The organism is Methanosarcina sp. A14 (genome assembly GCF_001729375.1).
Classification (GTDB): Archaea; Halobacteriota; Methanosarcinia; order Methanosarcinales; family Methanosarcinaceae; genus Methanosarcina; species Methanosarcina barkeri.
Map to the genome: position 1 here is coordinate 1 of NZ_LZPK01000274.1, position 6,942 is coordinate 6,942.

Below are 6,942 nucleotides of genomic sequence, written 5' to 3' on the forward strand. Positions count from 1 at the left end.
TTTAGGTATATATAATGAGTCAATCCAAGCTTATGATAAAGCCATAGAAATAGACCCGAAAGATTCCGATACTTGGTATAACAAAGGTAATGCCCTTTCTGATTTAGGTAAATATAATGTGTCAATCCAAGCTTATGATAAGGTCATAGAGATAGACCCAAATTATTTCAACGCCTGGTATAACAAAGGTGTTGTTCTTGATAATTGGGGTAAATATGAAGAAGCAGTCCAAGTTTATGCTAAAGCCATAGAAATAAACCCAAAAGATTCTGATGCCTGGCATAACAAGGGTATTGCTCTTGATAAACTTGGCAGGCATGAAAAAGCGGTGGTATGCTACAACAAAGCTAAAGAGGTTAACACAACAACAATCTTCCCTCTAGAGAATAACACGACAACAATTGTCTGATGATGGACAGAGAGCAGAACATCTCACATAGGCAATATTATTATAATAATAGTTCTCAAAGTGTCTTTGCTTGGTTGTAATTTCAGAGTATTTCGAGAAAGTTCAATATTTGGCAGGTTGTTTAAATAAATATATAAACAATTTATTTTGTCAAATGCTTATCAAATATTTTACAAGATATGAATGATGGATCGTGAAGTCTGTTGCTGAAAATCGCAAGCTTAAAAGAAGATATCAAACCTGGACAAACAACATAAATCTGGAGACGTTTTAATATTTTCGAGTTTTTGACGATGGCGGTTAACTGCCAGCAGAATCAATGCCAATTTTTGATTATCTCAAAAATATTAAAAAATCTCGAATAGGAAGAAACAATAAGCGAAGGTCAATCCGTAATGACCGAATAAAGGTTCAAAATTTGCCTTATCGTGAAAGCGTGCTAACTTGTTTCATGGTGTCGACGTATCATAAAACGATAAACAAAAAAATGGAGGGACAAGAAATACGAAGAAAAATATTGGAGAGAGATATACTCTCTCCAATATAGGGTGTAGAGAACATGAGAAAAGATATAAAATTGATAGTGATAATGCTGTTAATCTGCGCCTTAATTGAGATAGCATCGGCCTCGATGTCTAATCCACAAGGTGGTTCCAACAATCGGCAAGTTTCCGAGTCCGCATCCCCACCTTCCGCTGATATAATGGCGAAAACCAGCATGCAAGGCGAAAACTTGCAGTTGAAAGCGGAAAAAGTTGCCGATATCAACTGGCAAAGCGCCTCCTCCAAAGCTAAAGGAGGTAAACATACCACAAAAACGGATTTCCGTTCCCGTGTGGAAGATAGCTCCAGCAAAACATCCAGAGACGAAGATGTAAAAACCTCTGCCTCAGGCAATACCAACAAACAACAGGGCACCTGATTAACGCATTAACAAAAACCCAGACAGCTCTAAATTGGAGAGAAAAACACTAACAGGCTATGAAGTAGTTTAGGACTCACGCATTTGAGGTACAAAATCAAATTCAATAGGCCTTATGGTTAGATTTGTGTTTTATACAGTTAAGGGCTTAATGCTATTGATTTCTCAGTTCAACCGCGTAAGTCCTAAAATATTTCAAACTCATCTCTATGAATTAAATTTTATTGGATAATAAGTATTTTTGTTGATATTTTATAGTGTTTTGATACTAAGGAATGAAGAAGATATAATTTCACGATTTCTGGTATCTATATTGCCTTGGGCAACGTATATAAAACCATTTCAAAAATGAATATTTGAAATTATATTTTTATCATTCCTAAAGTAAAAGCACCGCTAAAGATACAGTTTATGAACAAGAACAAAGAGTAACTCAATTCATAGAAATGGAGTTCTGGTTATGAAAAGATATCAACAAACCAGAACTCTGTACCAAATACTGTAAATCCAGAAAGATAATATTATTCAGATATTATAAAAGAAAATTTGACCACAACCTTTCTAAAAGAAAGCTTGGCCAAAGATTTTTTTCAGAATCTGAACCACACAAAGTAGATTGCAGGAGCAAGCATAGCCCAGAGGAGAAGCGAGTAAACCAGCCCTTTTTTCCACCCGGACCTGAGAATAAAATAACTTGCAGCAAGAGCGCAGCAAATGTCTGCCAGCATTCCCACAAGTGCACCTTTAGAAAGCTGTTCTGAGATCAGGAGCAGTTCACTTCCCTTATAATCTATGCTCAGGCCCAGAATTGCTGCCAGATATACTGCGGGAAAAGCTGCAAAAACTCCTCCCAACCTGCCTCCGAACTTCTTTGCAACAATTGCGGAAATCGCAACAGCGCTTCCTCCAAAAAGAAAGCGGAGGAGAACCGGAAGTAGCTCTATGTTCAGCATTGTATCCCTTTCTGTGTACTGGAGTGCTCCAGATACGCAGTAACACAATTTTTCTGGAGAATTGAACTTGTTATAAAGTTTGTTTTAATGTTAATTTTCATATTTTTCCCTGATCTCTGATTCTTTAAGGACACTGAGCCCCAGTTTCTCAAGGATTTTGGAAATCTTTTTCCTTTCTTCACTTTTCATGGATTTCCGGTCAAAATAAGCAAAATCAGCCTTTGATTTTTCAATTGCTTGCCTGATCAGGGCTTCATCCACAAATTCAAGCTTGTACTTGGGAAAATTGTGCCCAAAAGAGATTTTGGTTTCAAACAAAAGCTTTGTCTGGCGCATGGCATAATGTCCCCCTCCAAAACCAATGGCAACAGGCACTTTTTCAAGGGAGACTGCAAGGATAGCTTTTGCAGCAACCTCGCCTGCCTCAGGATCATTCCACTGCACTTCAGTGCTTCCTATTTCGGCATAAAGGGAAGGAACTGAAAGTTCAGTCGGCCCATGGTGGGTCACTTCAAGAGTAACATCGTATTTAAGGCCTTTTTGCTCAGCCAGGCGCTTCATTTCCGAAAGGATGGATTTCATAGCAGCCGGAGAAGAGACTGCAAGAGATTTTGGGCAACCTCCAAGCCTTACATCGTCTGAGGGGTTTCCTGTGCAGTGTACGGTAAGGGAAGAAATCTCCTCTTTGCTCCGGTGTTTGGATGCGAAAATTATAAGAGAAGCTGGCAACCCCGCATTTTCAAGTTTTCTGTCGAGTCCGTCCTGGAAGACATGCGTTTCCTCAATATCAACGAGTCTGAATTTTCCGTCCTGCGATTCCCTGGCTGCAGAGAATCCGGAATTTTCAGGAAGCTCTAAGAGTTTCCATTCTATGAGGTTTAAAAGTTGGGTCTTAATGTTCTGGCTGGCAAGATCGGGGGCAGAACAGATGATTGTTATTTTGGGGATCGGGGTTTCGGAGAGGTTTTTTTCCTGTCTATCGGGGTTTTCTGGATTGCTGTTTTCTGTCATTTCTGATCAATTCGAGTCCTTATCACTTTACGTTCCCTATAGATTTCGTTAAGATAGATAAAGCCAACCCCGTAACCGCACGGTCTGGTGTAAACCTGAATAGACTATGAAGTGTTACCTTGAAAAATTAGAATCGGATAAAACCCGAGAAAAAACGGGAAAAATAGAGAAAGCACGAAAAATCCGGAAAAGAAAGTCCCTATATTAAGAACCGAGGTAAAATCTGAGGTAAAAAGCTTAAGCGAAGAGTAAAAAGAGATCTGAAGTAAAAAACAGTGCGAACCGTAAGCGAAAAGTAACGGAATATCTGGTAAAAGCAGCAAGAAGCTTACTTTTTTCAGAAAACTTGACAGAATACTGCTTTTAGAAAATTTTCAGAAAAATATTATTGGCAGAACCCTGCTCCCTGAGAAGCAGGACTCTGCATTTTTCTGTGGAAAAAGATTTTTAATGTACTGAAACAGGATTATCCAATGTGGATGTAAGAGTCCACAAGTTTCCTGATTTCTTCGTTCTTACCGTAGAGTCTCTCACTAAGCTGGTTGTCGTCAAGGCTTTCAAGGTACTTTATGTTGTCATCGATCATACCTTCGGTGAAGACATCATACTCCATGAAGACGTCTTTCAGCTTCTTCAGGGCCTGAGCGGACTCGTAGCAGGATGCAGGCAGGTGCTCAAGCTGGGCAAGCCTGTCCTTGTGTTCATCCTTGAAAATGTTGACATCAATGTAGAGCTTCTTTGCAACATCAAGGGCATTGTCCATTTCAAAGCCGTGGCGGATACCTACAGCAAAGGATGCCATCAGGAGGTAAAGGTCAGCTGATGGGTCAGCGGCACGGAATTCAAAAGTAGACTTGTAGCTGTGGCTCTTGAACTCTTCGCTATAGTTCGGGTTGGCGAGAGCTACCATCTTGCTGGATTCTTCAGAGAACCAGCCAAGAGGCACGCGGATCAGAGCAGAGCGGTTCCTGTCTCCCCAGCAGATGTTGGTAGGAGCTTCCTGGTGAGGTACAAGACGCAGGTAGGATGTAGGAATTCTGTTTCCAAAAGCAGTAATTCCTGCTGCAATGTCAAGAATTCCGGCTATTGCAATTTTTGCAGTGTCGCTAACTCCACCGTTCTCGACCATGACGCTCTTTCCGTCCTTCAGGAGCTTCATGTGGACGTGCAGTCCGCTTCCAGCTTTTCCGACAGTAATCTTTGGAGCAAAGCTTACAATTACACCGTACTGGTCGGCAAGCATCCTGAGCATCCACTTTGCGATAAGCAGACGATCGACAGTGTTCTCAAGTGAATCAGTCTCAAATTCGATTTCGTTCTGCTCGTAGTAGTATTTATCGTCAGTAAAGTTTCCGACTTCTGAGTGCCCATATTTGATTTTTCCGCCAGCTTCGGAGATGTACATCATTGCTTCCTTTCTGAGCTGGTCGAATTTGGTGAAGGGATTGGATTCGTGGTATCCTTGTTGGTCAACGGCTGGGAAAGCCATATTGACGTCTTCTTTGTTGGCGATGATGTAGTATTCGAGTTCGCCCATTGACTGAAGTTCATAGCCTGTCTTCTCGGTCAGGACCTGGGCAGCTTTCTTCATGACGGTTTCGGAAGAGCTTGCGAGAGGATTTCCGTCTTTGTCGAAGTAGGAACAGAGGATATCCAGGGTTGGGATTTCTTCAAAAGGATTCACGAAGGCAGTCCTGTATTTAGGAAGGACATAGAGGTCGCTTGAGTCTGCTTCGATGTATGTAAAAAGGCTTGATCCATCGACTCTCTCACCAGCGGAAAGCAAGTTGTCAAGATGTTCTTCGTCTCTGATCACAAAGGCGAGAGCTTTGAGTCTTCCATCTCCACCAATATAACGGAAAGTCAGCATCTTAATGCCGTTTTCCTTTATGAACTTAATAATGTCGTCTTTGGTGAATTCGCTTGCTGGTTTGTTGAGGTACTGTACCAGTTTATTAGGATTTAATTCTACGGATGATGCTTTCATAATTATCCCTTCTTTTTTTTAACTGCAATGTTCTAGGTAACCGTAATATTTTAGGTATTAAAGCCTCATTTCAATACCGAATATTTTTCAGGCTCAAGGATTGCCACATTGGCCATAATTTTGTTAACTCTTGCCTGCTAGGAAGAAGATAACTTACTGCTGTCTATATAAAGTTTTTCTTTTTTTAATTTTTCCATAAAAATACTATAAAAAAAGAGAAGGCAATACAGCTTCATTTTAATTTATTAAAAGTTACCTTTTCCTTACCGAGTTAAAACGCCAGTTAAAATCTAAGGTTTTACCAGTTAAGGGTTTTGCCTAATAAATATATCGGACAAATACAATATAGTCATAAAATTAGTCGTTAAATAAATCCAGTTCTCGGATTGATAGATGCAGACAAACTTGCATGCTTCTTATTTCGAGCCGTTTTACTGCTTGGGGGAATGGAGGTAAAAATATGGAGATTTACAGTGTTCCTGAAATTGCTAAAGATGTATTCTGGGTTGGGGCAAAAGACTGGAGCCGCAGAATGTTTGATGCTCTGGTTCCGCTGCCTCAGGGGACAAGCTACAACGCGTATCTTGTAAAAGGAGAAGAAAAAACAGCACTTATTGATACCGTGAACCCTGGTTTTGAAGAGGAGTTCGAAGAGAAAATAAACCTGGTTTCCAGCCTGGAAAAACTGGACTACCTGATTATGAATCATGCCGAACCCGATCACGCCAGTGCAATTCGTTTTATTATGGACCGGACTCCTGACTCGGTGCTTGTTACCACAGAAAGAGGCGTGAAAATGGCAAGCCTTTACCATGACCTGCCAGACGATCGGGTTAAAGTCGTTGCCGATGGAAATACTATTGATTTGGGAGGAAAAAACCTGCACTTTATCGAAGCTCCCTGGCTCCACTGGCCTGAAACCATGTTCACATACCTACCTGAAGGCAGGGTCCTATTCCCATGTGATTTCTTTGGGGCTCACACAGCTCAGGGCGTTTATGATGAGGACCTAGAAGAACTTATTCCTCTTGCAAAAAGCTATTATGGGGAAATCATGATGCCTTTTGGAAAAATGGGGGCAAAAGCCCTTGAAAAAATTAAGGATCTTGATATCGCAATTATTGCGCCGAGTCACGGACCTATCTATAAGAACCCTCAGCGTATACTTGAACCCTACGCAAAATGGACTACAGGGAAGACCGAAAATAAAGCCCTTATTGTCTATGTGAGTATGTGGGGCTCCACAAAAATAATGGTCAGGACAATCGCAGAAACCTTACTGAAAGAAGGTATAGATGTCAGAATCTATGACCTTGAAGTTGCGAATACAGGAGATATTGCAAGAGAACTGGTTGATTCCCGCGCTGTTATCCTTGGAACTCCAACCGTCCTTGCAGGCATGCATCCTCTTGCCCTTTACGGCACTTACCTGGTAAAAGCTCTCAAGCCACCTGCAAAATATGGGGTTATACTTGGATCTTTCGGCTGGGGTGGAGGCGCTCTGAAGCAAGCAGGAGAAATTCTGGTTCCCTCGAAGATGGAAATTGTTGGAACCCTTCAGGTAAAGGGCAAACCCAGGGAAGAAGATTTGAATAAAGTGGAGGAAATCGGCCTAGAACTCGCCAGGAAAATGAAATTATAACCTGAAAATATGTACATT

General features: G+C 41.1%; 6 protein-coding genes. 3 read left to right on the plus strand and 3 right to left on the minus strand.

Translation table 11 applies throughout. The features are described from left to right. Together A9239_RS12800 and A9239_RS19050 are read left to right on the plus strand one after the other, a co-directional pair. Window positions 1-409, plus strand: a 409-nt coding sequence (locus A9239_RS12800; protein ID WP_141706458.1) for a tetratricopeptide repeat protein, incomplete at its 5' end; no start/stop codon positions are given. A gap of 718 nt (window positions 410-1,127) precedes the next feature. After that, window positions 1,128-1,331 (plus strand): hypothetical protein, encoded by a 204-nt coding sequence (locus A9239_RS19050; protein ID WP_141706459.1) that lies wholly within the window; start codon window positions 1,128-1,130, stop codon window positions 1,329-1,331. A 590-nt stretch (window positions 1,332-1,921) separates the two neighbouring features. Here A9239_RS19050 and A9239_RS12815 read toward each other — a convergent pair. The 3 genes from A9239_RS12815 to A9239_RS12825 form a co-directional block, all read right to left on the minus strand. Next, window positions 1,922-2,284: a DUF3147 family protein gene (locus tag A9239_RS12815; RefSeq protein WP_048116535.1), complete on the minus strand. Its 363-nt coding sequence runs from the start codon at window positions 2,282-2,284 to the stop codon at window positions 1,922-1,924. A 90-nt stretch (window positions 2,285-2,374) separates the two neighbouring features. Then, window positions 2,375-3,295, minus strand: coding sequence for a D-aminoacyl-tRNA deacylase (locus A9239_RS12820; protein ID WP_048116533.1), 921 nt, complete (start codon window positions 3,293-3,295; stop codon window positions 2,375-2,377). A gap of 466 nt (window positions 3,296-3,761) precedes the next feature. Continuing rightward, window positions 3,762-5,282: a glutamine synthetase family protein gene (locus tag A9239_RS12825; RefSeq protein ID WP_048116530.1), complete on the minus strand. Its 1,521-nt coding sequence runs from the start codon at window positions 5,280-5,282 to the stop codon at window positions 3,762-3,764. Window positions 5,283-5,742: 460 nt separating this feature from the next. Here A9239_RS12825 and A9239_RS12830 point away from each other — a divergent pair, with 460 nt between their 5' ends. Then, the gene (locus A9239_RS12830) at window positions 5,743-6,924 is read left to right on the plus strand and encodes an FprA family A-type flavoprotein (RefSeq protein ID WP_048122666.1); all 1,182 of its coding nucleotides are present in this window, start codon (window positions 5,743-5,745) and stop codon (window positions 6,922-6,924) included. Window positions 6,925-6,942 lie beyond the last annotated feature (18 nt).